The organism is Halomonas zincidurans B6, assembly GCF_000731955.1.
GTDB lineage: Bacteria > Pseudomonadota > Gammaproteobacteria > Pseudomonadales > Halomonadaceae > Modicisalibacter > Modicisalibacter zincidurans.
In genome coordinates, this window is sequence record NZ_JNCK01000001.1 from 3,453,749 (window position 1) to 3,480,088 (window position 26,340).

24 protein-coding genes and 1 riboswitch are annotated in these 26,340 nt (G+C 65.1%); of the genes, 17 read left to right on the forward strand and 7 right to left on the reverse strand.

All coding sequences use genetic code 11. From position 1 onward, the window contains the following. Positions 1-46: 46 nt before the first annotated feature. The 3 genes from typA to HALZIN_RS17210 form a co-directional block, all read right to left on the reverse strand. A complete protein-coding gene (gene typA, locus HALZIN_RS0116165; RefSeq protein ID WP_031385213.1) occupies positions 47-1,873 on the reverse strand; it encodes a translational GTPase TypA in 1,827 nt (608 codons plus the stop codon). Between the two features lie 92 nt (positions 1,874-1,965). After that, the gene (locus HALZIN_RS0116170) at positions 1,966-2,961 is read right to left on the reverse strand and encodes a polysaccharide deacetylase family protein (protein WP_031385214.1); all 996 of its coding nucleotides are present in this window, start codon (positions 2,959-2,961) and stop codon (positions 1,966-1,968) included. A 114-nt stretch (positions 2,962-3,075) separates the two neighbouring features. Then, complete coding sequence (locus HALZIN_RS17210) at positions 3,076-3,639, reverse strand: glycosyltransferase family protein (RefSeq protein WP_150113134.1); 564 nt, start codon at positions 3,637-3,639, stop codon at positions 3,076-3,078. Positions 3,640-4,251: 612 nt separating this feature from the next. Here HALZIN_RS17210 and glnA point away from each other — a divergent pair. The 4 genes from glnA to glnG all read left to right on the forward strand — a co-directional run bounded on the left by glnA (position 4,252) and on the right by glnG (position 9,148). Then, complete coding sequence (glnA, locus tag HALZIN_RS0116180; protein WP_031385216.1) at positions 4,252-5,658, forward strand: glutamate--ammonia ligase; 1,407 nt, start codon at positions 4,252-4,254, stop codon at positions 5,656-5,658. 131 nt (positions 5,659-5,789) lie between these two features. Then, positions 5,790-6,410 carry a DUF4124 domain-containing protein gene (locus HALZIN_RS0116185; RefSeq protein ID WP_031385217.1) on the forward strand — a complete coding sequence of 207 codons (621 nt, stop codon included), beginning with the start codon at positions 5,790-5,792 and terminating at the stop codon, positions 6,408-6,410. A 197-nt stretch (positions 6,411-6,607) separates the two neighbouring features. Further along, positions 6,608-7,651, forward strand: coding sequence for a nitrogen regulation protein NR(II) (gene glnL, locus HALZIN_RS0116190; RefSeq protein WP_031385218.1), 1,044 nt, complete (start codon positions 6,608-6,610; stop codon positions 7,649-7,651). A gap of 87 nt (positions 7,652-7,738) precedes the next feature. Then, positions 7,739-9,148 (forward strand): nitrogen regulation protein NR(I), encoded by a 1,410-nt coding sequence (gene glnG / locus HALZIN_RS0116195; protein ID WP_031385219.1) that lies wholly within the window; start codon positions 7,739-7,741, stop codon positions 9,146-9,148. 100 nt (positions 9,149-9,248) lie between these two features. Here glnG and HALZIN_RS0116205 read toward each other — a convergent pair whose 3' ends face one another. The 3 genes from HALZIN_RS0116205 to HALZIN_RS17735 are packed head-to-tail and all read right to left on the reverse strand — an operon-like array spanning position 9,249 to position 10,283. Further along, a complete protein-coding gene (locus HALZIN_RS0116205; protein WP_031385220.1) occupies positions 9,249-9,575 on the reverse strand; it encodes a type II toxin-antitoxin system RelE/ParE family toxin in 327 nt (108 codons plus the stop codon). After that, positions 9,572-9,847 carry a type II toxin-antitoxin system Phd/YefM family antitoxin gene (locus HALZIN_RS0116210; protein WP_031385221.1) on the reverse strand — a complete coding sequence of 92 codons (276 nt, stop codon included), beginning with the start codon at positions 9,845-9,847 and terminating at the stop codon, positions 9,572-9,574. The genes HALZIN_RS0116205 and HALZIN_RS0116210 overlap by 4 nt, the downstream gene beginning before the upstream one ends. A 55-nt stretch (positions 9,848-9,902) precedes the next feature. Then, complete coding sequence (locus HALZIN_RS17735) at positions 9,903-10,283, reverse strand: Wadjet anti-phage system protein JetD domain-containing protein (protein ID WP_084173646.1); 381 nt, start codon at positions 10,281-10,283, stop codon at positions 9,903-9,905. A 201-nt stretch (positions 10,284-10,484) separates the two neighbouring features. Here HALZIN_RS17735 and HALZIN_RS0116220 point away from each other — a divergent pair, with 201 nt between their 5' ends. From HALZIN_RS0116220 to nrdF, 5 genes are all read left to right on the forward strand, one after another. Further along, positions 10,485-11,537: a class I fructose-bisphosphate aldolase gene (locus tag HALZIN_RS0116220; RefSeq protein ID WP_031385223.1), complete on the forward strand. Its 1,053-nt coding sequence runs from the start codon at positions 10,485-10,487 to the stop codon at positions 11,535-11,537. Positions 11,538-11,843: 306 nt separating this feature from the next. Next, positions 11,844-12,065: a glutaredoxin-like protein NrdH gene (gene nrdH, locus HALZIN_RS0116225; RefSeq protein WP_031385224.1), complete on the forward strand. Its 222-nt coding sequence runs from the start codon at positions 11,844-11,846 to the stop codon at positions 12,063-12,065. Positions 12,066-12,137: 72 nt separating this feature from the next. Next, positions 12,138-12,554 (forward strand): class Ib ribonucleoside-diphosphate reductase assembly flavoprotein NrdI, encoded by a 417-nt coding sequence (gene nrdI, locus HALZIN_RS0116230; RefSeq protein ID WP_031385225.1) that lies wholly within the window; start codon positions 12,138-12,140, stop codon positions 12,552-12,554. Between the two features lie 7 nt (positions 12,555-12,561). Further along, positions 12,562-14,721 (forward strand): class 1b ribonucleoside-diphosphate reductase subunit alpha, encoded by a 2,160-nt coding sequence (gene nrdE, locus HALZIN_RS0116235; protein WP_084173732.1) that lies wholly within the window; start codon positions 12,562-12,564, stop codon positions 14,719-14,721. Positions 14,722-14,798: 77 nt separating this feature from the next. Next, entirely contained in the window at positions 14,799-15,779 is a 981-nt protein-coding gene (nrdF, locus tag HALZIN_RS0116240; RefSeq protein ID WP_031385227.1) for a class 1b ribonucleoside-diphosphate reductase subunit beta, read from the forward strand. 112 nt (positions 15,780-15,891) lie between these two features. On the opposite strand, the gene tkt is transcribed toward nrdF, so the two are convergent. Then, the gene (gene tkt / locus HALZIN_RS0116245; RefSeq protein WP_031385228.1) at positions 15,892-17,892 is read right to left on the reverse strand and encodes a transketolase; all 2,001 of its coding nucleotides are present in this window, start codon (positions 17,890-17,892) and stop codon (positions 15,892-15,894) included. Between the two features lie 363 nt (positions 17,893-18,255). On the opposite strand from tkt, the gene metK reads away from it, so the two are divergent. From metK to HALZIN_RS0116285, 8 genes are all read left to right on the forward strand, one after another. Continuing rightward, positions 18,256-19,476 carry a methionine adenosyltransferase gene (metK, locus tag HALZIN_RS0116250; RefSeq protein WP_031385229.1) on the forward strand — a complete coding sequence of 407 codons (1,221 nt, stop codon included), beginning with the start codon at positions 18,256-18,258 and terminating at the stop codon, positions 19,474-19,476. A 123-nt stretch (positions 19,477-19,599) separates the two neighbouring features. Continuing rightward, on the forward strand, positions 19,600-19,998 hold the full coding sequence (locus tag HALZIN_RS17215; protein WP_031385230.1) for a hypothetical protein: 399 nt from the start codon (positions 19,600-19,602) through the stop codon (positions 19,996-19,998). A gap of 137 nt (positions 19,999-20,135) precedes the next feature. Further along, a riboswitch (S-adenosyl-L-homocysteine riboswitch) is annotated at positions 20,136-20,227 on the forward strand. Positions 20,228-20,247: 20 nt separating this feature from the next. Further along, on the forward strand, positions 20,248-21,660 hold the full coding sequence (gene ahcY / locus HALZIN_RS0116260) for an adenosylhomocysteinase (protein ID WP_031385231.1): 1,413 nt from the start codon (positions 20,248-20,250) through the stop codon (positions 21,658-21,660). A 102-nt stretch (positions 21,661-21,762) separates the two neighbouring features. Then, positions 21,763-22,998, forward strand: a complete 1,236-nt coding sequence (locus HALZIN_RS0116265) for a cation:proton antiporter (protein WP_031385232.1) — start codon at positions 21,763-21,765, stop codon at positions 22,996-22,998. 187 nt (positions 22,999-23,185) lie between these two features. After that, a complete protein-coding gene (locus tag HALZIN_RS0116270; RefSeq protein ID WP_031385233.1) occupies positions 23,186-23,533 on the forward strand; it encodes an NADH-quinone oxidoreductase subunit A in 348 nt (115 codons plus the stop codon). Beyond that, positions 23,524-24,813 (forward strand): NADH-quinone oxidoreductase subunit D-related protein, encoded by a 1,290-nt coding sequence (locus HALZIN_RS0116275; protein ID WP_150113137.1) that lies wholly within the window; start codon positions 23,524-23,526, stop codon positions 24,811-24,813. Before HALZIN_RS0116270 ends, HALZIN_RS0116275 begins: the two co-directional genes overlap by 10 nt. Further along, positions 24,810-25,724 (forward strand): complex I subunit 1 family protein, encoded by a 915-nt coding sequence (locus tag HALZIN_RS0116280; protein WP_031385235.1) that lies wholly within the window; start codon positions 24,810-24,812, stop codon positions 25,722-25,724. Before HALZIN_RS0116275 ends, HALZIN_RS0116280 begins: the two co-directional genes overlap by 4 nt. Beyond that, complete coding sequence (locus HALZIN_RS0116285; protein ID WP_031385236.1) at positions 25,724-26,338, forward strand: NADH-quinone oxidoreductase subunit J; 615 nt, start codon at positions 25,724-25,726, stop codon at positions 26,336-26,338. Before HALZIN_RS0116280 ends, HALZIN_RS0116285 begins: the two co-directional genes overlap by 1 nt. Positions 26,339-26,340 lie beyond the last annotated feature (2 nt).

The following is a 26,340-nucleotide window of genomic DNA, read 5'->3' on the forward strand; positions in this document are numbered from 1 at the left end:
CTGTCGCCACCGCGAGATCAGGACGGGCCTGGGGGCGCTCGAGCGCTTACTTCTTGCTGGCGCGCTTGCGCTCGTTCTCGGTGAGATGCTTCTTGCGCAGGCGAATATGGTTGGGGGTGATCTCGACCAGCTCGTCGTCGTCGAGGAATTCGATCGCCTGTTCGAGGCTGAAGCGGATCGGCGGGGTCAGCACGATGTTCTCGTCGTTGCCCGAGGCGCGCATGTTGTCGAGCTTCTTGCCCTTGGTCGGGTTGACCACCATGTCGCTGGCGCGGTTGTTGATGCCCACCAGCATACCTTCGTAGACCTCGGTGCCATGGTCGATGATCAGCTTGCCGCGCTCCTGCAGGGTGTAGAGCGCATAGGCCAGCGCCTTGCCGGGGACCATCGACACCAGCACGCCGTTGCGACGCTCGATGGAGGCGTCCGGCTTGAGCGGGCCGTAATGATCGAAGCGGCTGGTGAGGATGCCGGTGCCGGAGGTCAGGGTCAGGAACTGGCCGCGGAAACCGATCAGCCCGCGCGCGGGGATGATGAAGTCCAGGCGCACGCGGCCCTTGCCGTCGGGGTTCATGTTGGTCAGCTCGCCCTTGCGATAGCCGAGTTCCTCCATCACCGCGCCCTGGTGCTGCTCCTCGCAGTCGATGATCACCTCTTCGTACGGCTCCTGCCTGACGCCGTCGATCTCCTTGATGATCACCTCGGGGCGACCCACGGCCAGCTCGAAGCCTTCGCGGCGCATGCTCTCGATGAGTACCGAAAGGTGCAGCTCGCCGCGCCCGGAGACCTTGAACTTCTCGGGCGATTCGCCCTGCTCGACGCGCAGCGCGACGTTGTGGATCAGCTCCTGCTCGAGGCGATCCTTGATGTTGCGGCTGGTGACGAACTTGCCGTCCTTGCCGGCGAACGGCGAGTCGTTGACCTGGAAGGTCATCGACACGGTGGGTTCGTCCACGGTCAGCGCCGGCAGCGCCTCGACGGCAGCCGGGTCGCACAGCGTGTCGGAGATCGCCAGGTCCTCGATGCCGGTGATGCAGATGATGTCGCCGGCTTCGGCCTGCTCGGTCTGCACCCGCTCGAGGCCCATGTGGGTCATCACCTGGCCGATCTTGCCCTTGCGGGTCGCGCCTTCCTTGGTGATCACGCTGACCTGCTGGTTGGGCTTGACGCTGCCGCGCTTGATGCGGCCCAGCCCGATGACGCCGACGTAGCTGGAGTAGTCGAGCGCCGAGATCTGCATCTGGAAGGGGCCATCGAGTTCGACCTTGGGCGGCTCGACGATGTCGACGATGGACTGGAACATCGGCGCCATGTCGTCGGCCAGCTGGTCCGGCTCGGGACCGGCGATGCCGTTGAGCGCCGAGCAGTAGATGATCGGGAAGTCGAGCTGCTCGTCGGAGGCGCCGAGATTGTCGAACAGGTCGAAGATCTGGTCGATGACCCAGTCGGGGCGCGCGCCGGGGCGGTCGATCTTGTTGACTACGACGATCGGCTTCAAGCCCTGGTCGAAGGCCTTCTGGGTGACGAAGCGGGTCTGCGGCATGGGGCCGTCGACGGCGTCGACCAGCAGCAGCACGGAGTCGACCATCGACATCACGCGCTCGACCTCGCCGCCGAAGTCGGCGTGCCCGGGGGTGTCGACGATGTTGATGTGATAGACCTGCTCGTCGGGGGCCTGCCAGCGGATCGCCGTGTTCTTGGCCAGGATGGTGATGCCGCGTTCCTTTTCCTGGTCGTTGGAGTCCATGATCCGCTCCTGGCCCTCGGCTTTACGATCCAGGGTGCCGGACTGGCTCAGAAGCTTGTCGACCAGGGTGGTTTTGCCGTGGTCGACGTGAGCGATGATGGCTATGTTGCGAAGTTTCTCGATCACGACGGGATCCTGCAGGGAAATAAGGGCCGCATTATAGGGTCAGGCCGTTTCCACTGCTACCTTCGTGAGCCGTGCTTCGCCGCTGGCGGGGCTTACAGCTGACCCAGCAGATGATCGAACAGGCGTCCCGGGCTCCCGGCGAGATGCTGGTTGACGGCGATCCGCGGCAGCGCCAGGGGGTTGTCGTGACGGCCCAGCCAGCCGCCCTGACCGGCCAGGGCCAGCGAGACCCCGCAGCGATTGACCAGTTGCTGGACGCGCGGCGAGGGCTGGCTGTCCGGGTAGGCGAAGGCCGCCAGCGGCTCGCGGCACAGCCGGGCCAGTGCCTGGCGCGAGTGGCGCACCTGCCAGCGTATGGCGTCGTCGTCCTGGGTTTCGAGGGCACGCATGCCGACGCCGCGGGCGCCGAAGCGGATCAACCCGTCCCTTTCGAGCCGCCGAACGCTGAACGCATCGAGCCCTTGGCGAGGCTGGCCGAGCTCGCCGTGCAGGGCGTCGCCGATGGCCTCGAGGGTGCATGGATCATGCTGGGCGAGTTCCAGCAGGTAGCCCAGCAGGGCCCGGCTGTAGGCCGTGTCGGGGTGTTTGGGGGGCATGGGCGGCAACGGCAGCCCGGCATCGCCCAGCGCATCGCGAATCCGTGTCGGATGCTGGCGTTGCCACAGGCCTTCGCCGAGGGTCTCGCGCCAGGCGCCGTGCGGCCGGTGCAGCCAGCCGGTATTGATGAAGATGCTGGCGGGGATCGCGTAATGCTCGAGCAGCGGCGCGGCGACGTCGAGGGTGTCGCGCCAGCCGCCGTCGAAAGTCAGGCTGATGCACGCCTGAGGGTCGTGGTGGGGCTTGAGGGCGGTATCCAGGCAGACCAGTCGCGACAGCTCGCTGAGCGTCAGCAGCAGCCGCTCGAAGCGCTCGGGGCCGAGGCACCAGGGGGCGCGATGCGGCAGGCGGGCTTCGCCCTCGCCGGGCAATACCCGCGGCAGGGCGATGAGTGCGCTACGTCCCCATAGCGGCTCGCTCAGGCTGCGCCGCCAGTGGCCGCGCAGTCGGTACGCCAGATCCTGAGCCAGGGACAGCGCCAGCCCGGTCATCGTCCGGCTCCAACCGCTAACGCGCTACGACCAAGCATGCTGCTTTACTCCTTGTGCCCCACCGGCACAGCACATACCAGTAACCGACATTTTACCGCCAACCACACGCCAGTACTAACTCACCGATCGTCGGCACTCCTCGGGCCGGCATTGCAGCACCCGGGCATGGCAGGCTTGCAGGCGGCCCAGCAGGTCGCGCTCGGCTCGGCCTTCGAGTTCAGGGTCGAAGCCGCCGAGACGTTCGAACCAGACCCGCTGTACGGCGAATACCTGGGTATGGAGTCGGGCCCGGCCGATGCGCGAGAGCCAGGCGGAGACGGACCGGCGCTCGGCGACCAGAACCAGCGCGTCCCAGGCCTGGAGACGCAGCGCCTGGTCGATCTCGTGCAGCCAGGTGTCCGAGAGCTCGCTGGGCGACTCGATGAACACCAGTACGTCGCCATGACTGCAATTGGCGGCGGCATTGAGCCGCGCGCCGCGGGCCATGCCCGACAACGTCAAGGTCCGGGCACCGTAACGCTCCGCCAGCTTGCCCAGGGAGAGACGCGGGCGGTCGACGATGAACCAGCGTTCGACCTCACCATCGAGCCGCTCGGCCAGCTTTTCCAAGGCGGCCAGGCAGCGTTCTGCGCGGCTGTAGCCTCGTCGAAAATCAATGACCACACTGTATGTATTCATGAGCCTGGTGACCTGGAATCCGAAGGGCCCGGTTACCGTGACGCTTGCATAGGCCGTCCGGTGCCACGATGTGCAACGCATTATTGCCAATTCATCGCAATTGCCAATGTCTCGCAGGTCTCTATTCTCTCCCCTTGTCTACTGCGATAGTTATGTAAAGAAGAGTAGCTCTGAGTTTCCAGACGTTTCAATTGGCCGGCTGGCTGATTTTGTGAGCTCTCATGGTTGGTTTTCATCGAGTGCGCAAGGTTGAGGCGCTTAACCCGGCGGCGCGTTTCTGATAACTGGCGGGCGGATCAGTCTGTGCGTCGCCGCTGTGAACCGGAATGGTGCATGAAAGGAGGTTTGCGCTCAATCATGGTGCATTGGCGGAAGCCCTGCACCGCCATGATGCGACATCGGCCATTCGGGGCGCCCTCAAAGGCCTTCGTCCGGGGGCGCTTTCTTCACTATATTCATTGGTCTGGCCAGGATTCGCGATTGTTGTTGCGCCATTTTGGCACGGCTTCTGCATTCGTTTTTGTCAGAAATGGCATGCATGGGCAATCCGCGCCCCGACGTGCTAAAACGACGCTGGACACGCAAGCCAATGGCTCATCTATGGAGGACACCATGTCTGAGAAGACTCTAGCCCTGATCGAAGAACACGACGTCAAGTGGGTCGACCTGCGCTTTACCGACACCAAGGGCAAGGAGCAACACGTCACGATTCCGGCCAGTGCGGTCGATGATGAGTTCTTCGAGGACGGTCAGATGTTCGACGGCTCTTCCATCGAAGGCTGGAAGGGCATCAATGAATCCGACATGATCCTGCGCCCCGAAGACGGCACCGGCTTCCTCGATCCGTTCACCGAAGACGCGACCCTGGTGCTGCGTTGCGACATCATCGAACCGTCGACCATGCAGGGTTACGAGCGCGATCCGCGCTCCATCGCCAAGCGCGCGGAAGCCTATCTGGGCTCCACCGGCCTGGGCGATACCGCCTTCTTCGGCCCCGAGCCGGAATTCTTCATCTTCGACGAGGTGCACTGGAAGGCCGACATCGAAGGCGCCATGTACAAGATCACGTCCGAGGAGGGCGCCTGGTCGACCGATCGCAAGATCGAAGGCGGCAACCTGGCGCACCGTCCGCGGGTCAAGGGCGGCTACTTCCCGGTCCCGCCGGTGGATAGCTTCCACGACATACGCAGCGCGATGTGCAACACCCTCGAGGCGATCGGCCAGAGCGTCGAAGTGCATCACCACGAAGTGGCCAACGCCGGCCAGAACGAGATCGGCGTCAAGTTCAACACCCTGGTCAAGAAGGCCGACGAGGTCCAGGAACTCAAGTACGTGGTCCATAACGTGGCCCATGCCTATGGCAAGACCGCGACCTTCATGCCCAAGCCGCTGGTCGGCGACAACGGCTCCGGCATGCATGTTCACTCCTCCTTCTGGAAGAATGGCGAGAACCAGTTCGCCGGCGACGAATACGCCGGGCTCTCCGAGACGGCGCTGTACTACATCGGCGGCATCATCAAGCATGCGCGGGCGCTGAACGCCTTCACCAACGCTTCGACCAACTCCTACAAGCGGTTGGTGCCGGGCTTCGAGGCGCCGGTCATGCTCGCCTACAGTGCGCGCAACCGCAGTGCATCGATCCGCATTCCGTACACCGCCAGCCCCAAGGGCAAGCGCGTCGAGTGCCGCTTTCCCGACCCTACCGCCAACCCGTACCTGGCGTTCGCGGCGATGCTGATGGCCGGCATCGACGGGGTGAAAAACAAGATCCATCCTGGCGACGCGATGGACAAGAACCTGTACGACCTGCCGCCGGAAGAGGGCAAGTCGGTGCCGACCGTGGCCAGCAGCCTGGAGCAGGCGCTGGAAGCGCTCGACAAGGACCGCGCGTTCCTGACCGAGGGCGGGGTGTTCACCGACGACACGATCGATGCCTACATCGCGCTCAAGGGCGAGGACGTCGAGCGCCTGCGCATGACCACCCACCCGGTGGAGTTCGATCTCTACTACAGCTGCTGAGCGGCCGAGCGACACCGATCGCCGGATCATCGAGGCCCGCCTTTCTGGCGGGCCTTTTTGCATTACACTGGCGGATATCGCCAATCGCGCAAGTGGTGGCGACGCGGCGCTAGGCAAAGGAGTGAAGGGGCATGATCAAGCGCGTTTTCACGGTTGTGCTGCCGTGCGCCATTGCGCTGGGAATAGAGGGAATAGGGGGAATAGAGAGTGCCGAGGCGGCCAGCGTCTACCGTACGACCGATGCGCAAGGCAACGTGGTATTTACCGACAAGTCGGTCGACAACGCCGAACGGGTCGATCTCGAGCCGTTGACCGTGGTGCCCGCCGTGGGAGTCGATGTCGCGCCGCCGCCCACGCAGCGTGCCGAGCCGGCTGCCTCGCGCGCCGGGCAGCCGTTCATGCCCTATTCCACCTTCCGTATCGCCGCGCCCGAGGATGGGCAGACCCTGCCCACCGGCGCCGCCGGGAACGTTCAGGTACGACTGACCATCGAGCCGACGCTGCGCGAGGATAACCAGGTACGCTTGCTGGTCGATGGCGTGGTAAGCCAGTCGGCCCTGAACAGCAGCGCGTTCATGCTCACCAACCTGGACCGCGGCGAATATACCCTGGTCGCCGAATTGCTCGATGCCGCCGGCCAGGTGCGCCACCGCAGTGCGCCGGTCACCCTCTACGTGCAGCGCGCCAGCGTCAATCTGCCGGCCAATCCCAACAACCCCGCCGGCCTGCCACCGAGCCGCACCGGCAATTAACGGGTGTCGCTCCCTTCATTTCTGCACGCCGCGTTGTGTGTGCCGCGCCATCAAGCAGCTTTCCTCGTCTCGATGCACCATAATAGTGCAGTGCGCCCCGACGCCCTGTCCGCCATCCCGCTCGTTGCGGGCCTGGCCAGACTGGCGCGTATCTTGCAAACACCAAGCTAACGGATCTCAGGATGTCGAGACGCGCCATGTACCAACGCTTGCTGGAAAACCTGACCACGGCGGTCGTGCTGCTCGACGGGGCGTTACGCGCACGCTGGCTGAACCCGGCCGCCGAAGCGTTGCTGGCGGTGAGCCGCAGTCGGGTCGAGGGGACGCGTCTGGAATGCCTGGAAGGCGAAGGCGGGGCGATCGCCGAGGTGTTGCGCAAGGCGCTCGAGGAAAACCACCCTTTCACTCAGCGCGAGGCCATATTGCTGCTGGCCGGCGGCGAGGCGATCACCGTCGACTTCACCGTCACGCCGTTGTCGGACGCCGAGTTGCTGCTCGAGATCGAACCCCGCGACCGGCTGCTGCGCATCTCCCGCGAGGAAGCGCTGGTCACCCGTCAGGAGACCATCAAGGTGCTGTCGCGGGGCCTGGCCCACGAGATCAAGAATCCGCTGGGCGGGATTCGCGGCGCGGCGCAACTGCTCGAGCGCGACCTGCCCGACCCGCAGTTGGCCGAGTTCACCCGGGTGATCGTCGAGGAAGCCGACCGGCTGCGCGACCTGGTCGATCGCATGCTCGGCCCCAACCACCTGGTCCGCCACGAGCCGCTCAACGTGCACCGAGTGCTCGAACGGGTACGCGCGCTGCTCGAGGCCGAGCACCCCCGAGTCGCCTACGTGCGTGACTACGACCCCAGCCTGCCCGAGCTGCACGGCGACGAGTCGCAGTTGATCCAGGCGGTGCTCAACGTGGCACGCAACGCCGTCCAGGCGATGGATGAAAGCGGCACGCCCACCCCGCGGCTGACGCTGCGCACCCGGGCCCGGCGGCAGTTCACACTGGGCGCCGAGCGCCACCGCCTGGTCTGCGAGGTGGCGATCGTCGACAACGGCCCGGGGATTCCCGCGGCGCTGCGCGACACGCTGTTCTATCCGATGGTCTCGGGGCGTGCCGAGGGCAGCGGCCTGGGGCTGTCGATCGCCCAGTCGATCCTGCATCAGCATCAGGGGCTGGTCGAGTGCGACTCGCATCCCGGCTGTACCGAGTTTCGCCTGCTGATGCCGCTGGATGCCCATCAGTGACCGGGGCGGAACATTGCCAGAGCGCCGGACGTGCCGAGACTGCGACCATCGCCGAAGGCGAAACCATGCGACCCGCTGGAGGGCTTTATGAATGATCCCGCCCGTATCGTCATCGTCGACGACGACCGAGCCATACGCTGGGTGCTGGAGCGCGCCCTGGCCCAGCCGGATCTGGACGTGACCAGCTTTGACCGGGCCGATACCGCGCTCGAGGCGATCCTCAGCTATCCCCCCGAGGTACTGCTCACCGACATCCGCATGCCGGGGCTCGATGGCCTCGACCTGATGGCGCAGGTGCGCGAGGCGTGCCCGGACCTGCCGGTGATCGTGATGACCGCGCATTCCGACCTGGACAGTGCGGTGGCCTCCTATCAGGGCGGCGCCTTCGAGTACCTGCCCAAGCCGTTCGATGTCGACGACGCCCTGGCGCTGGTGCGTCGCGCGGTGGCCCACGCCCGCGAGCGCGCCTCGCCGGTGGTGGTGCCCGAGGGCTTCTCGGCGGATATCATCGGCGAGGCGCCGGCGATGCAGGAGGTCTTCCGGGCCATCGGTCGGCTGTCGCAATCGCACATCACCGTGCTCATCAACGGCGAGTCGGGGACCGGCAAGGAGCGCGTCGCCGAGGCCCTGCACCAGCACAGTCCGCGCAGGGCGCAGCCGTTCATCGCCCTGAACATGGCGGCGATTCCCAAGGACCTGATGGAGTCCGAGCTGTTCGGCCACGAGAAGGGCGCGTTCACCGGCGCCACCGCCCAGCGTCGCGGGCGTTTCGAACAGGCCGACGGCGGCACGCTGTTCCTCGACGAGATCGGCGACATGCCGCCGGACACCCAGACCCGGCTGCTGCGGGTGCTGGCCGACGGCGAGTTCTATCGGGTCGGCGGCCATCTCTCGGTCAAGGCCGACGTGCGGATCATCGCCGCGACCCATCAGAACCTCGAGGCGCTGGTCAAGGACGGGCGCTTTCGCGAGGACCTGTTCCACCGCCTCAACGTGATTCGCGTGCACCTGCCCAGGCTCGCCGAGCGCCGCGAGGACATTCCGCGGCTGGCCCAGCACTTTCTCGCCGAGGCCGCCAAGGAGTTGTCCACCGAGCCCAAGGTGCTGACCCGCGACGCCGAGCTGCACCTCACCAGGCTGCCCTGGCCGGGCAACGTGCGCCAGCTCGAGAACACCTGTCGCTGGCTGACGGTGATGGCCTCGGGCCGCGAGGTGCTGATCGACGACCTGCCGCCGGAGCTGCGCGACGTCGAGGGCACCGAGGCGGCCAGCGGCGATTGGCGCGGCGCCTTCCGCGAATGGGCCGATCGGGCGCTGGCTGCCGGGCATACCCACCTGCTGGAGGAGGCGGTGCCGGATTTCGAGCGCATCCTGATCGAGACCGCGCTCAAGCACACCGGCGGGCGCAAGGGCGAAGCGGCTGAACTGCTGGGCTGGGGGCGCAACACGCTGACGCGCAAGCTCAAGGTGTTGCTGCCGGCGCTGGCCGAGGAGTGAAAATGCTCCGAAGCGGCGGAACTGCTGGGCTGGGGGCGCAATACGCGCTCTTTACAAGGGCCTGCAAGCTCAAGGTATTGCTGCCGGCGCTGGCCGAGGATTAACCGCCGAGCAGGCGGCGTGCAAGCAGGCGCTGCATATCGCGTCGGCTGTCGGCGATGAGGTAGATCACGACCCGGTTACCATGCAGGCGATAGAGGATGCGTGCGGGAGGCTCGACCAACTGGCGATAGTCGCGAATGCCGAGTTCGAGCAGTTCCTTGGGGTGGCCGCCGCGCACGGGAAACTCGGATAGCGATTGCATGCGCGCCTGCAAGCGATCGAGCACGCCATCGGCGGCGGCGGGTGAATCGGTGTCGGCGATGAAGTCGTACAGTTCGCGCAGGTCAGCGGCTGCCGAGCGCGTCAGTTGTACGTGGTGGCTCAATGCTCGTCGTCCCGCGACTGGATCGCCGCGAAAGCGTCTTCGGCGTCGATGGTCTCGTCGCGCTCCACCTCGCGATTGCCCATTGCCAGAATCTTCAGCAGCGCCAGGGTCTCCTGGGTCTGTTCGTAACTTCTGATGTCCTGCACCACCATTTTGGCTTCGCCGTTCTGGGTGATGACCATGGGCTCGCGCAGTTCGTTGAGCGACCTGGCGACATCGGAGGCATGGGCCTTGAGATAGCTGATCGGCTTGATGTGCTCGGAGTATTTCATAAGGTGGATTCGCCAAGGTGAATATGACCGAATTTAGTCTTTTTTTGGTCAGGGCTCAAGCCGTATGTTGAGTCTGCTGCATCAGCGTCGTCAGCGCTCGCTCCAAACAAGCGAAGCCGACGCGCTCCTGCTCCAGACGCACCCGCTCGCCCCAGGCATCGCCGCGCAGGGCAGTGAACAGGGCGAACTCATCCTCGGTCAGGCGGCTGGGGGTAAGGAGGCGTCGTCGAGACGCTGGCGCAGGTGAAATAGCCAATCGTCGAGCAGGGCGGCCAGGGCCTGCTCGGGATGGCTGCGTACATTGGGGGATGATGAAAGTGCGGTGCAAGAAGCCGATCACCATGGGCGCATGCTCGGCGCGCAGTAGTGTCCAGGCGGGATGGGAGCGGTGCAGATAACGCAGATGATCGAAGTCCATGACTGTAAGATACTGCAAGGGATAACTCAGCCCAAGCCGCTGCTTTTATGCTTGGCTGTAGAAACCTATGAGGTTATTTCATGCAGAGGAGGGACAGTTCTCGTACCTGTAGGCCTGCGGTCATAAGGTGGAAAGCAGCGCCAGTTATCTTCAAGATGGGGCGTAAGAGCGAAAATTGCGGGAAGCAATGCCCATTCCAACGAGGGAGGAAATTGGACAATGACCGATATTGCCAAACTGCTGGGCGACGAGGCCGACAGCCTGCTCAATCACACCTGTCGCGGTTTCGACAAGCAAAGCCTCTACCTGCCCGGGCCGGACTTCGTCGACCGGGTGATGAGCGACACCGACCGTGGCCCGAACGTGCTGCGCAACCTGCAGGCGATCTACGATCACGGCCGCCTGGGCGGCACTGGCTACGTGAGCATCCTGCCCGTCGACCAGGGCATCGAGCACTCCGCCGGCGCCTCGTTCGCCCCCAATCCGCAGTATTTCGACCCCAAGAACATCGTCGAGCTGGCGATCGAGGGCGGCTGCAACTGCGTGGCCTCGACGCTCGGCGTGCTGTCCTCGGTGGCGCGGCGTTATGCCCACAAGATTCCGATGATGCTCAAGCTCAACCACAACGAGTCGCTGACCTATCCGGCGATCTACGATCAGACGTTGTTCGCCCAGGTCGAGCAGGCCCACGCCATGGGCTGCGTGGCGGTGGGCGCGACCATCTACTACGGCTCGCCCGATTGCCGCCGCCAGATCACCGAGATCAGCGAGGCCTTCGAGCACGCCCACCAGCTGGGCATGGTCACCGTGCTGTGGTCGTACCTGCGCAACCCCGAGTTCAAGAAGGACGGCACCGACTATCACGTCGCCTCGGACCTGACCGGCCAGGCGATCCACATGGCGGCGACCATCAAGGCCGACATCGTCAAGCAGAAGCTGCCCGAGAACAATGGCGGCTACCGGGCGATCGGCTTCGGGCATACCCACGACAAGGTCTATGACGAGCTGACCTCCGACAATCCCATCGACCTGGCCCGCTATCAGGTCGCCAACTGCTATATGGGACGCATCGGGCTGATCAACTCCGGCGGCGGCTCCAAGGGTCACAGCGATCTCGGCGAAGCGGTGCGCACCGCGGTGATCAACAAGCGTGCCGGCGGCATGGGGCTGATCTCCGGGCGCAAGGCCTTCCAGAAGCCGATGGCCGAGGGCGTCGAGCTGCTCAACGCGATTCAGGACGTCTACCTGGCCAAGGACGTCACCGTGGCTTGATAGGTGTCGTTGGCATTCGCCGGGTCGACGACCCGGCTGGTCTCGAGGCCCGGCTATTGCCGGGCCTTCTTGTTGCTGGAGCGCTGTTGGTGACCCCGGGGCGGGTTGCCGCATGGTATCCGCGGCACGCGTGACACCCATGCCACATGGGAGTGTTTTAGCGCCCGCTACCATATGTTTGACGTGAATCAGAGATTCGCTACTATATATAGTTAAAATGCATTGGCGGGTCACCTAGCCAAGCGGTAGGATCGAGTCATCGTCGAGCGATGCTTCGCTGTCTTAAACTAAAGCGGAATCATTGTCATGAGCATTAAAATCTACAGCAAGCCGGACTGCATGCAGTGCCACGCGACCTACCGGGCGCTGGACAAGCAGGGGCTCGATTACACCGTCGTCGACCTGACTCAGGACCGCGAGGCCATCGAAACCGTGGAGTCTCTGGGCTATCGCCAGTTGCCGGTGGTGGTCGCCGCGGGCGAGCACTGGTCGGGGTTTCGTCCCGAGAAGATCCGCAGCCTGGCGTGAGCCATGGCGAGTCCTCGGTCGCCGCTTGATGGCGAGTCTTCGGTCGCCGACCGAAAGCAGCGGGAGAGCGACGTGAGCGAACTGGTCTATTTTTCGACCAAGTCGGGCAATACCCGCCGCTTCGTGGAGAAGCTGGGCGTGCCCGCCGCGCGCATCCCGTCGAGTCGTGACGAGGGCGCGCTGCGGGTCGAGCAACCCTATGTGCTGGTGGTGCCGACCTACGGCGACGGCGATCCGCGCACGGCGGTGCCGGGCCCGGTGATCCGCTTTCTCAATGACGAACACAACCGCTCGCTGATCCGCGGCGTGATCGCCGCTGGCAACACCAACTTCGGTGCCGCCTACGGCCTGGCCGGTCGGGTCGTCGCCCATAAATGCCAGGTGCCGATGCTCTACCGCTTCGAACTGACGGGCACCCCCGAGGATGTCGTCGCGGTTCGCCGGCGCCTGGCGCCGCTTTTGCAAACCGAGCTCTCTCATGTTGGATGAAACGACGATGCAGACCCACGAACCCGGCGTGGCAGACGAGACGGTCCGGCCCAGGCAGTCGCTGGATTACCATGCGCTCAACGCCATGCTCAACCTGTACGACGCCGAAGGCCATCTACAGCTCGACAAGGACCGCGAGGCCGCGCGTCAGTACTTCCTGCAGCACGTCAATCAGAACACCGTGTTCTTCCACACCCTCGAGGAGAAGCTCGGTTACCTGATCGAAGAGGGCTACTACGAGCGCGCGGTGCTCGAACAGTACGATTTTGCCTTCGTCAGCGCGCTGTTCGATCAGGCCTACGCGGTCAAGTTTCGCTTCCAGAGCTTTCTCGGCGCCTTCAAGTACTACACCAGCTATACGCTCAAGACCTTCGACGGCAAGCGCTACCTGGAGCGTTTCGAGGATCGCGTGTGCATGGTCGCGCTGAACCTGGCGCGCGGCGACGAGCGGCTTGCCCGCCAGCTTGCCGACGAGATCCTCCATGGGCGTTTCCAGCCGGCCACGCCGACCTTCCTCAACTGCGGCAAACAGCAGCGCGGCGAGCTGGTGTCGTGCTTTCTGTTGCGTATCGAGGACAACATGGAGTCGATCGGCCGGGCGATCAATTCGGCGCTGCAGCTCTCCAAGCGCGGCGGCGGGGTGGCCTTTTTGCTGAGCAACATTCGCGAGGCCGGAGCGCCGATCAAGCGCATCGAGAATCAGTCGTCGGGCATCATCCCGATCATGAAGCTGCTCGAGGACGCGTTCTCCTACGCCAACCAGCTGGGCGCGCGCCAGGGCGCCGGCGCGGTGTATCTCAACGCCCATCACCCGGACATCCTGCGGTTCCTCGACACCAAGCGCGAGAACGCCGACGAGAAGATCCGCATCAAGACGCTGTCGCTGGGCGTGGTGATTCCCGACATCACCTTCGAACTGGCCAAGCGCAACGAGGCGATGTATCTGTTCTCGCCCTACGATGTGGAGCGCATCTACGGCGTGCCGTTCGGCGACATCAGCGTCACCGAGAAATACCAGGAGATGGTCGACGACGGGCGCATCCGCAAGACCAAGATCAACGCCCGCGAGCTGTTCCAGGCGATCGCCGAGCTGCAGTTCGAATCCGGCTACCCCTACATCCTGTTCGAGGACACCGCGAACCGCGCCAACCCGGTGGCCGGGCGCATCAACATGAGCAACCTGTGCTCGGAGATCCTGCAGGTCAACTCGCCGACCGAGTACCACGACGACCTGGGCTATCGGCGCATCGGCGAGGACATCTCCTGCAACCTGGGCTCGCTGAACATCGCCAAGATGATGGACTCGCCGGACTTCGCCGCCAGCGTCGAGACCGCGATCCGCGGGCTGACCGCGGTGTCCGAGATGAGCGACATTCGCTCGGTGCCGTCGATCGCCGAGGCCAACCAGCGCTCCCATGCCATCGGCCTGGGCCAGATGAACCTGCACGGCTACCTGGCCCGCGAGCACATCCATTACGGCAGCGAGGAGGGCCTGGATTTCACCAATCTGTATTTCTACACGGTGACCTTCCACGCGCTGCGCGCGTCCAATCGCCTGGCCATCGAGCGTGGCACCGCGTTCGCCGGCTTCGAAAAATCGCAGTACGCCAGCGGCGAGTATTTCGACAAGTACACCGAGCAGGCGTGGGCGCCCAGGACCGAGAAGGTGCGCGGCTTGTTCGAGCACAGTGGCATCGAGATTCCGACCCAGGCCGACTGGCGCGCGCTGAAGGAATCGGTGATGGCGCACGGGCTTTTCAACCGCAACCTGCAGGCGATTCCGCCGACCGGCTCGATCTCCTACATCAACAACGCGACCTCGAGCATCCACCCGGTGGTGTCCAAGGTCGAGATCCGCAAGGAAGGCAAGCTGGGGCGCGTCTACTACCCGGCGCCGTTTCTCGACGACGCCAACCAGGAATACTACCGCGACGCCTACGAGATCGGTCCCGAGAAGATCATCGATACCTATGCCGAGGCCACTCAGCACGTCGACCAGGGCCTGTCGCTGACGCTGTATTTTCGCGACAGCGCGACCACCCGCGACATCAACCGCGCGCAGATCTATGCCTGGCGCAAGGGCATCAAGACGATCTACTACGTGCGGCTGCGCCAGTCGGCGCTGGAAGGCACAGAGGTCGAGGGCTGCGTGTCCTGCACGCTCTGAGCCTTCGCCGCCGAACCAATGCCCCGTCGCGTCCCGACGGGGCCGAGCAACCCTATTTGCGAGTGAGAGTCCCGTCCATGACTGCCACTGTCTCTACCCCACGCCTGCGGCGCGTCGATGCCATCAACTGGAACCGGCTGCAGGACGACAAGGATCTCGAGGTGTGGAATCGCCTCACCAGCAACTTCTGGTTGCCCGAGAAGATCCCGCTGTCCAACGACATTACCTCGTGGAACACCCTGACCGAGCTCGAGCAGCAGCTGACCATCCGCGTGTTCACCGGACTGACGTTGCTCGACACCATCCAGGGCACGGTCGGCGCGCCGGTGCTGATCGAGGACGCCGTCACCCCCCACGAGGAGGCGGTGTTCACCAACATCGGCTTCATGGAATCGGTGCATGCGCGCTCCTACAGCTCGATCTTCTCGACGCTGTGCGCGACCCGCGACGTCGACGCCGCCTATCGCTGGAGCGAGGAAAACGGTCACCTGCAGAGCAAGGCCGAGCTGATTCTCGAGCGCTATCGCGCCGAGGACCCGCTGATGCGCAAGGTCGCCAGCGTGTTCCTGGAGTCGTTTTTGTTCTACTCGGGTTTCTATTTGCCGATGTACTTCTCGAGCCGCGGCAAGCTGACCAACACCGCCGATCTGATTCGGCTGATCATCCGCGACGAGGCGGTGCACGGCTACTACATCGGCTACAAGTTCCAGCGCGCGCTGGAGGCCGAGTCGGCACAGCGTCAGCGCCAGATCAAGGAGTACACCTTCGATCTGCTGCTCGAGCTCTACGACAACGAGGTGCACTACACCGAGTCGCTCTACGACGAGGTCGGGCTGACCGAAGAGGTCAAGGCGTTTTTGCATTACAACGCCAACAAGGCGCTGATGAACCTGGGCTACGAACCGTTGTTCCCCGGTGCCGTGGAGCAGGTCAACCCGGCGATCCTCGCCGCGCTCTCGCCGGGGGCCGACGAGAACCACGACTTCTTCTCCGGGGCGGGCTCGTCCTATGTGATCGGCAAGACGGTGCGTACCGAGGACGAGGACTGGGCGTTCTAGCCGCGCAGTTGCCAGTGATGCATAAAGCAGTTGCCAGTGGGCGCATAAAAAAGCACGGCCGGTCGGCCGCCGGTCGGCCGTGCTTTTGTGTTTCCGCTATTGTGACCGGGGTTTACTCGCCGCCTTCCAGCAACTCCCTGACCTGGGCAACGACGTTCTCGACGGTGAAGTTGTAGTACTTGAACAGGTCGCCGGCCGGCGCCGACTCGCCGAAGCTGTCCATGCCGACGATGCGCCCGTCCAGGCCCACGTACTTGTGCCAGTAGACACGATGGCTGGCCTCGATCGCCACGCGCTGGCGAACGTTCGGCAGCAACACCGCGTCGCGATAGCTCTGCGGCTGGGCGTCGAACACGTCGGTGGACGGCATCGACACCACGCGCACCGCCTTGCCCTCGGCTTCCAGCGCATCGGCGGCCTGTATCGCCAGGTCGACCTCGGAGCCGGTGGCGATCAGGATCGCCTGGGCCGGGTCGTCGCTGTCCTTGAGCACGTAGCCGCCGCGCTGGATGTCGGCCAGCTGGTGCTTGTCGCGCTGTTGCGGCGCCAGGTTCTGACGCGACAGCACCAGCGCGGTGGGCGCGCCGCGACGATGGATGGCGGCATGCCAGGCGGCGGCCGTCTCGGTGGCATCGCACGGGCGCCAGGTCGACAGGTTGGGCGTCGAGCGCAGGGCACTGAGCTGCTCGATGGGCTGGTGGGTCGGGCCATCCTCGCCGAGACCGATCGAATCGTGGGTATACACGAAGATCGCCTGACGATTCATCAGCGCGGCCATGCGCACCGCGTTGTGCATGTACTCCATGAAGGTCAGGAAGGTCGCACCGTAGGGGATGAACCCGCCATGCGCGCTGATGCCGTTCATGATCCCGCCCATGCCGAACTCGCGCACCCCGTAATGCAGGTAGTTGCCCTCGAAGTGATCGCGATTGATCGCTCGCGAGCCCTTCCAGAAGGTCAGGTTGGAGGGCGCCAGGTCGGCGCTGCCGCCGAACAGTTCGGGCAGGTCCGGGCCGAGTTCGTTGAGGCATGCCAGCGAGGCCTTGCGGGTGGCCAGCGTCTCGCCCTTCTCCTGGGCCTCCTCGATCAGCTTCTCGCTCTTCAGGGTGCTGGGCAACTGGCCCTTGAGACGCCGCTGCAGTTCCTTGGCGAGTTCGGGGTGGTCGGCCTGGTAGCGCTCGAAGCGCGCGTTCCAGTCGTTCTCGGCCTGGGCGCCGCGCTCGGCGGCGTCCCAGTCCTGGTAGACTTCCTCGGGCACGTGGAAGGGCGCGTGGGGCCAGCCCAGCTGGCGGCGCGCCGCGGCGATCTCGTCGTCGCCCAGCGGTGCGCCGTGGGCCTCTTCCTTGCCCTGCTTGTTGGGGGCGCCGAAGCCGATGACCGTGGTGCAGATGATCAGGCTGGGCCGGTCGTCGTGCTGACGGGCCAGCTCGATCGCCGCCTTGACCTCTTCGGGGTTGTGGCCATCGACGTTGGGCACCACATGCCAGCCGTAGGCCTCGAAGCGCTTGGCGGTGTCGTCGGTGAACCAGCCCTCTATCTCGCCGTCGATCGAGATGCCGTTGGAGTCGTAGAAGGCCACCAGCTTGCCCAGGCCCTGGGTGCCGGCAAGCGAGCAGACCTCGTGGGAGATGCCCTCCATCAGGCAGCCGTCACCGACGAACACATAGGTGTAGTGATCGACAATGTTATGGCCCGGCTGATTGAAATGGGCGGCCAGGGTGCGTTCGGCGATCGCCATGCCCACCGCGTTGGCCAGGCCCTGGCCGAGCGGGCCGGTGGTGGTCTCGACGCCAGGGGTATAGCCCAACTCGGGGTGGCCGGGCGTCTTGGAGTGCAGTTGGCGGAAGTTCTGCAGATCCTCGAGGGTGAGCTCGTAGCCGGTCAGGTGAAGCAGCGAATAGAGCAGCATCGAGCCGTGACCGTTGGACAGCACGAAGCGGTCGCGGTCGGCCCAGTGCGGATTGGCCGGGTTGTGCTTGAGGTAGTCGTTCCACAGCACCTCGGCGATGTCGGCCATGCCCATTGGGGCGCCGGGGTGACCGGACTTGGCCTTTTGTACGGCATCCATGGACAGTGCGCGGATGGCATTCGCCAACTCGAAACGGGACGGCATTCTTGAGCTCCTCGCTGCGGCAAATCGGCAATGGCAGTCGTCGGCGGGCACTCCTGTCGTTCAGCGCCGATCCACTGCCGCTTGGCTGGACCACGCCGCAGTACAGCGCGGCACGATAATCAGGCGGTTATTGTCGCCGAGATGCGAGTTGCCATCAAATGCCGAGATCGCCGGCATGCGGCGCTGCCCGGCGCGTTCGCTAGGCAGCTAAGCGGGCAGCGTGTAAACTCTTGACCCCCGAGCCGGACTCCACCAGCTATGCTGGCTCATCGTGCGTCGTCCTTGCCGTTGTGGCGGTCGCGGCGCTGTTTTCCCCTTTTCTCCGAAGCATCGGAACGCCTACCAGAGAGGGTCGAGGACGCCATGAGCGAATACTCCCTGTTCACTTCCGAATCCGTATCCGAGGGTCACCCGGACAAGATCGCCGACCAGATCTCCGATGCGGTGCTGGACGCGATCATCGCCCGCGACAAGCAGGCGCGGGTGGCCTGCGAGACGCTGGTCAAGACCGGCGTGGCGATCGTCGCCGGCGAGATCACCACCAGCGCCTGGATCGATCTCGAGGAGCTGGTGCGCAAGGTGATCCTGAATATCGGCTACAGCTCCTCGGATGTCGGCTTCGACGGCGAGACTTGTGGCGTGCTCAACCTGATCGGCAAGCAGAGCGTCGACATCGCCCAGGGCGTCGACCGCTCGAAGCCCGAGGATCAGGGCGCCGGCGACCAGGGCCTGATGTTCGGCTACGCGACCAACGAGACCGCCTCCTACATGCCGGCGCCGATCCACTATGCGCATCGCCTGGTCGAGCGTCAGTCGGAGCTGCGCAAGAACGGCATGCTGCCATGGCTGCGCCCGGACGCCAAGAGCCAGGTGACCTTTCGCTATGACGACAACGGCAAGCCGCTGGCGGTGGAAGCGGTGGTGCTGTCGACCCAGCACGACCCAGAGATCGACCAGGACGACCTGCGCAAGATGGTCAAGCGCGAGATCATCGAGCAGGTGCTGCCCGCCGAGTGGCTGACTGCATCCACCAAGTATCACATCAATCCGACCGGCAAGTTCGTGATCGGCGGTCCGGTGGGCGACTGCGGGCTGACCGGGCGCAAGATCATCGTCGATACCTACGGCGGCATGGCGCGCCACGGTGGCGGCGCGTTCTCCGGCAAGGACCCGTCCAAGGTCGATCGCAGCGCCGCCTACGCCGGGCGCTACGTGGCCAAGAACATCGTCGCCGCGGGGCTCGCCGACAAGTGCGAGATCCAGCTCTCCTACGCCATCGGCGTAGCCGAGCCGACCTCGGTGTCGATCGATACCTTCGGTACCGGCAAGGTCAGCGATGCCAAGATCATCGAGATGGTCCGCGAGCATTTCGACCTGCGCCCCTACGCGATCACCCGCATGCTCGATCTGCAGCATCCGATGTATCAGTTGACCGCCGCCTACGGCCACTTCGGCCGCGAGCCGTTCGAAACGAGCTACACCTGGACTGACGTCAACGGCGAGGCGCAGACCGAGACCTTCACCGCCTTCCCGTGGGAGAAGGTCGACAAGGCCGAAGCCCTGCGCGGCGCTGCCGGGCTCTAGCGTACTGCCAGGCCAGTGCGACGCCCCGCCACAACGGCGGGGGGGCGTCGTTTGTGGCTTTCGAGCCTTCTACGCTGTTTGTGGGAACTGGATTTCGCTAATCAATGGATGAGGAACGTGAACATGGAAAACCGCAAACTTGCTTGGTTCGCCGCAATGGCACTGTCCGGTGTGCTGTTGGCTGGCTGTAGTGACGATGGCGAAGAACAGCAGCCCGGCGGTGGCGATGAATCGGCTACCAGTTCGGAAACCACCAGTGGTGGCACGTCCGGTTCGAGCAGCGGCTCGACCTCCGGTTCAACGACGGGCTCTGGCGGCGGTTCGGCAACCGCTGCGGACGGGGGGGGGGCGTCAGGCTCCACTGCAACCGGCGACGCCTCCGGTGATCTGGGCATGAGCGAGGATCAGGCCAGCGGCGGTTCGTCGGACGCCACCAATGGCGACATGGCGGACGATCAAAGCGCTACCCAGGATGGCCAGAGCGGCCAGCAGCAGGACGAGGAGCAGCAATCCTCGCAGTAATCGCCGGCCATCGATGAATCGAGCGAAGCAGGCGGCCCACGTGGGCCGCCTTGTCGTCAGCGCGCAAGTCGATTGAAAAAGTGCTGCGCCTGTAGTGAACTGCCAGAACAGGGTCGTTGACCCCGGTCGCGTTGCCGCCGCTCGAGGGGCGCTGCAGCACACCGACGCCAAGCGTCGGTGTGCGAGGCTCGAGCGGCTTGCCGCAAGCAAGCAACGGCGCCCATTCCCTAGGAATGGAGTAAGACGACGATGACAGCCATGGCGAATGCCCAAGCCAACCTCGCCGAAGACTACCAGGTCGCCGATATCGCGCTGGCCGACTGGGGTCGGCGCGAGATCCGGATCGCCGAAACCGAAATGCCGGCGCTGATGAAGATCCGCGCCAAGTATCGAGACCAACAGCCGCTGGCCGGCGCGCGGATTGCCGGCTGCATTCACATGACCATTCAGACCGCGGTGCTGATCGAGACGCTGATCGAGCTCGGCGCCTCGGTACGCTGGTCCTCCTGCAATATCTTCTCGACCCAGGATCATGCCGCCGCGGCGATCGCCGCCGCGGGCATTCCGGTGTTCGCCTGGAAGGGCGAAAGCGAGGAGGAGTTCTGGTGGTGCATCGAACAGACCGTGGAAGGCCCCGGCGGCTGGACCCCGAACATGGTGCTCGACGACGGCGGCGATCTGACCGCGCTGCTGCACGACAAGCGCCCGGAGTTGCTCGACGCCATCCACGGCATTTCCGAGGAGACCACCACCGGCGTGCATCGCCTGCAGGAGATGCTGCGCGACCGGACCCTCAAGGTCCCGGCGATCAACGTCAACGACGCCGTCACCAAATCCAAGAACGACAACAAGTACGGCTGCCGTCACAGTCTCAACGACGCCATCAAGCGCGGCCTCGATCACCTGATGGCCGGCAAGCAGGCGCTGGTGGTCGGCTACGGCGACGTCGGCAAGGGCTCGGCGGCCTCGCTGCGTCAGGAGGGCATGATCGTCAAGATCAGCGAGATCGATCCGATCTGCGCCATGCAGGCGTGCATGGACGGCTACGAAGTCGTCTCACCCTATGTCGGCGGCGTCAACAACGGCGTCGATAGCATCGATCGCGAGCTGCTCGGCAGGATCGACCTGGTGGTGACCTGTACCGGCAACGTCGATGCCTGCGACGCGCCGATGCTCAAGGCGCTCAAGTCCGGCGCGGTGGTCTGCAACATCGGCCACTTCGACAGCGAGATCGACACCGCCTACATGCGTCGCCAATGGCACTGGGAGGAGGTCAAGCCGCAGGTCCACAAGGTCTATCGCGACAGCGACCCGGGCGACTTCGATCCGCAGAGTCGCGATTACCTGATCCTGCTCTCGGAGGGCCGGCTGGTGAACCTGGGCAACGCCACCGGTCATCCGTCGCGGATCATGGACGGCTCCTTCGCCAATCAGGTGCTGGCCCAGCTCCACCTGTTCGAGCGCAAGTTTGCCGATCTTGCCGACGACGACAAGGCCGGCGGCCTGAGCGTGACGGTGCTGCCCAAGCAGCTCGACGAAGAGGTCGCGCGCTACATGGTCGAAGGCTTCGGCGGGGTCGTCACGCGGATGACCCCGGAGCAGGCCGAGTACACCGGCGTGCCCGCCGAGGGGCCCTACAAGCCGGACGAGTATCGTTACTGAGACCGCTTTACAGGTTAGCCGACAACGCCGCCCGCAGGCGGCGTTGTCGCGTCGGAGCGTGATCCGCGGACAATCCGTCGCAAGCAGGCCAGGGAGGGCCTCATGCTCGATCTCGTCGCCATCATCATCACCCTGACCGCCTTGCTGGCGTGGTTCAACCACCGCTTTCTCGGCCTACCGCTGGCGATCGGCGTGATGGTCATCGCCCTGCTGCTGTCGGGCGTCATGCACGGGCTCACCGCGCTGGGCTGGACGGCACTCGAAGGCCAGGCCGAGGCCTGGCTCAACCAGATCGATTTCAATGCGCTGCTGATGGACGGCTTGCTTTCGCTGATTCTGTTCGCCGGGGCATTGCACGTCGATCTCGATCGGCTGCGCCGCTTTCGCTGGTCGGTCGGCTTCCTTGCCACGGCGGGGGTGGTGATCTCGACACTGGCGGTCGGCAGTGCCACCTATGCGCTGATTACGCTGTTTGGCTTCAATGTCTCCTGGCTGTACTGCCTGACCTTCGGCGCGCTGATCTCGCCGACCGACCCGATCGCCGTGCTGGGCATCCTGCGTAACGCCGGGGCGCCCAAGGACCTGGAGCTGCGCATCGTCGGCGAATCGCTGTTCAACGACGGCGTCGCGGTGGTGGTGTTCACGCTGTTGTTGGGCGCGGCGAGCGGCCAGGAAGCGCTCACGCTCTCGAACGCCAGCATGCTGTTCCTGCAGGAGGCCGGCGGCGGCATCCTGCTGGGGCTGGTCGTCGGCGGGTTGGCGTATGGCCTGATGCGCAGCATCGACGCCTATCGTATCGAAGTGCTGATCTCGCTGGCGGTGGTGCTGGGCGGCTACGCTCTGGCTCTGCGGCTGCAGTTCTCGGGGCCGCTGGCGATGGTCGCGGCCGGCCTGCTGATCGGCAACAAGGCTCGTGAAAGCGCAATATCGGATACCACGCGGCAATATCTCGACGCCTTCTGGGAGCTGATCGACGAGATTGTCAATACGCTGCTGTTCGTGCTGATCGGCCTCGAGGTGCTGCTGATTCCCTTCGAGGCCGGCTATTTCTGGGTCGGCCTGGGCGTGCTGATAGTGCTGCTCGCGGTGCGCCTGGTGACCATCGGCGTGCCGGTCATGCTGCTGCGCGAGCGGTTGGGATTTCGCCGCGGGGCGGTGCGTATCCTCACCTGGGGCGGCCTGCGCGGCGGCATCTCGGTGGCCCTGGCGTTGTCGCTGCCCGATGGCGAGAATCGCGATGTGTTGCTCACCGTGACCTATCTGATCGTGATGTTCTCGATCCTCGTCCAGGGGCTGTCGATCGGTCGTGTCGTCAAGCGCCTGTTGAGCGAGACATGAGGCAAGCATCGCGGCTGAGATCAAGGGCGCGGTGAGTAGGCTTGCCTATGTGCAGGGTATAGGTTCTATACTGAAGATAATTCATTGAAATGCGCTGGATCGCCCGAATCTTAGCTGGATTTTCCGAGCCTTAAGAGTTCGGCACAGGATCACGATCATGCGCTGATGTCAGGGACGAGGGGTTAGCATGGAGCTGCTGAGATTGCTGGTGGTACTGCTGGTTGCACTAGGCGTCGGTCTGGCGCTGCAGTGGCCGGCGCTACGCCGTCAGCCACTGCCGGGCTACTCCCAACGCGCGCCATTCCTGGGCGGCGGCACCCCGGATAGCCACGCCTGGAACCGTTATCACATCCGCTATTACCCGATGACCCTGCTGCTGATCGCCTTCGAGATGGAGATGATGTTCATGTACCCCTGGGCGGTGGTGTTCGTCGAGGAGGGGCTGGTGGCGGTGATGGAGATGGGCATGTTCCTGGCCATCCTGTCGGTGGGTATCGTCTACGCCTGGCGCGAGGGGGTGTTCAAGTGGCAGTGAACTGGCTGGCACGACTCGCGGCCCGTGCGCCGGTCCCGGTCTATCCGCTGCTGGGGATCGGCGGCGAGCGGGCGCTGTATCAACTGGCGCTGGCCGAGCGCGTCACGCGAGTCGATTCGCCGCGTCATGCCAGCGTGCTGCTGGTCGCCGGCCACGTGCCGGCGCACCACCACGAAGCGCTCAAGCGCGTCCACGACCAATTGCCGCGACCGTTCGCCACGCTGTGGTTTCGCAGCCAGGCGTTGCCGGGATTGGAGAGCGCCCGGCGCCTCGACGACCCCGCGAGACTGCCCGACGAACTGGTCGCCCTGCACCACGAGTTGCAGAGTGGTCAGCGCGGCAGCTCGCCGCGGCTGCTGCCCGATGAACCGCCCAACCCCTGGGAAGGGCTGGGCGATGACGGTCACGGCGGCGAGGGCATGATGGGCGGTACGCCCTATGGCCGGCCGATGGCGATGAACATGCAGGACGATATCCGCGACGGCCTGACACTCGACTCGCTGACCTTCCGATTGGGTCCGTTCTACCCGCTGCTGCCGCCCGGCCTGGCTGCGGAGATCACCTTGCAGGGCGACGTGATCCAGACCTGGACGAGCCAGTCGCCTGGCTATCCCCGGACTCTCGATGCAGTCTTCCAGCGGGCCCGCGAGCAACCGGTGGCGATCGCCGAGCTCGAGCTGGCGCGTGCCCGGCACCACCTCCGTCATCTCTATCAGGCGCTGCGTCTGGCCGGCCTCGAGGGGCTCGGCCTGAAGGCGCTGCGTCTGGCCCGTGAACTGACCCCGGCGAGCCGCCTGGACGGCCTGCGCCGGCAATTGCTGCGCTCGGGATTCTTCCGTCTGGCGGCGCTCGACGGCGGCGTGGTGGACGCCGAGACGGCACGTTGTCTCGGCGGTCCGACGGCCCGCGCCGCGGGCATCGACGCCGACCGGCGCCGCGACGATGCGCATTATCGGCGGCTCGGCTTTCGCCCGGTGCTGGGCCGGGATGGCGATACCCGGGCGCGCTGGCATCAGACGCTCGCCGAGATCGAGCAGTCGCTGGCGCTGGCCGGGCGCGCCGTCGCTGAAGGCGATTTGACCACCGCCGCCCCCGGCAACGCCGAGCCCCCGGGCGGCCCATGGCGCGAGCGGTCCGCGCAGGACGCCGCTGGCTGTCTCGAAGCGCTGCTGCCCGGCATGGAGTGGGACGGCGCGCTGGCGACGATCGCCAGCCTCGAGCTTGCCGAGGCCAGCGCCTCGCCACCACTCGGCGAGGCAAGTGCGGAGGGTCCGGAATGACGGCATGGGCAGCGTTGTTACTGACCTTCCTGGTCTTGGCGGTGGGTGGCTACGCGGTGGCTCTCGTCGACCGGCTGATCGCCGCGGCCTGCGGCTGGCCCCGCCAGGGCAACGCCTGGCTGGCCCCGCTGGCGCGCGGTGCCTGGCTGTATCGTCAGCACGCCAACGTCACCGAGGCGCCCGATCGGCGCGCCTGGCGGCTGGCCCCGGCGCTCTACCTGGCGCTGGCCGCCTTGGGTCTGGCGCTGGTGCCCTGGTCGCCGACCCTGATCGCCGCGGACCTGGCCACCGGCGTGGTGCTGTGGGGCAGTTTCGAGTCCTTGGCCACGGTGGTGATCTTCCTGCACGGCTGGTCGGCCAACGCGCCGCTGGCGCTGATCGGCGGCTATCGCTACGTGGCGCTAGGACTTTCCTACATCCTGATCAGCATGTTCGTGCTGATCGGTGTGGTGCTGCCCGCCGAGTCGTTGCGGTTCGCCCAGGTGGTGGCCGCGCAGGACGAGCTGTGGAATGTGGTGCGCCAGCCGCTGGGTCTGCCGCTGTTGCTGATCGTCGGGCTGGGGCTGACCTTCTGGGGGCCGCTTAACCTGGCCGACTCGACGGACCTGGCCGGAGGCACCGCCAGCGAGGTCTCGGGGCCGCCGCGGCTGGCCTGGGAGATCGCCCGGGTGGCGATGCTGGTGGCCTTCAGCGGCATCGCGGCAACTGCCTTCCTGGGCGGCTGGCTGGGGCCGTGGCTGCCCGGGCCGCTGTGGCTGGCGCTCAAGATGCTGGCGGTGCTGCTGGCGCTTGTGTGGCTGGGCCGGGTATTGCCGCGGCTGGCGCCGGAGCGCTGCGTCACCTTGATGTGGGTGGTATTGCTGCCGCTGTCGTTCGTGGACCTGATCTGGGCTGGACTGGAGGCGTTGTAATGCAAACGAGCCTGCTCGCCGATGTGATCTTCTGGGTGCTGGCCGCGCTTGCCGTGGTCAGCGGCTGGCGGGTGTTTTGCACCGATTCGATGGTTCGCGCGTCGTTCTTCCTGCTCGCCTCGTTCATCGCCGTGGGTGCGATCATGCTGTTGCTGGCGGCGGTTTACCTGGGGGTGGCAGTGTTCTTCATGATGGCCGTCGAGATGATGATCATGGCGCTGTTCATGGTGATGTTCATGATGAACCCGGCGGGGCTCAACCCGATGATGATGGTTCATCAGCATCGCCTGTCGATCGTCGCGGGCGGCCTGGCCTTTGCGGTGCTGGGGGCGCTGGCGCTGTTCGTCGAGTTTCCCGACCGGTCGCTGCCGGCGGGGCTCGACCCGGTGGCCTCGCTGGGCCGCGAGTTGCTCGGCGATTCGATGCTGGTGTTCGAGTCGGCGGGCATCGTGCTGCTGACGACGATGATCGGCGTGGTGGTGCTGTCGAGCCATCATGGACGCTTCGGCGCTGCCAACCAGGGTTCGTTGCCGCCGGGGCTCGAGCCGGGCGGCGAGCCGGCCGGCCCGCAGCAGGACTCGGGGGAAACGGCGGGGCACCAGCACTGCCATTAGTA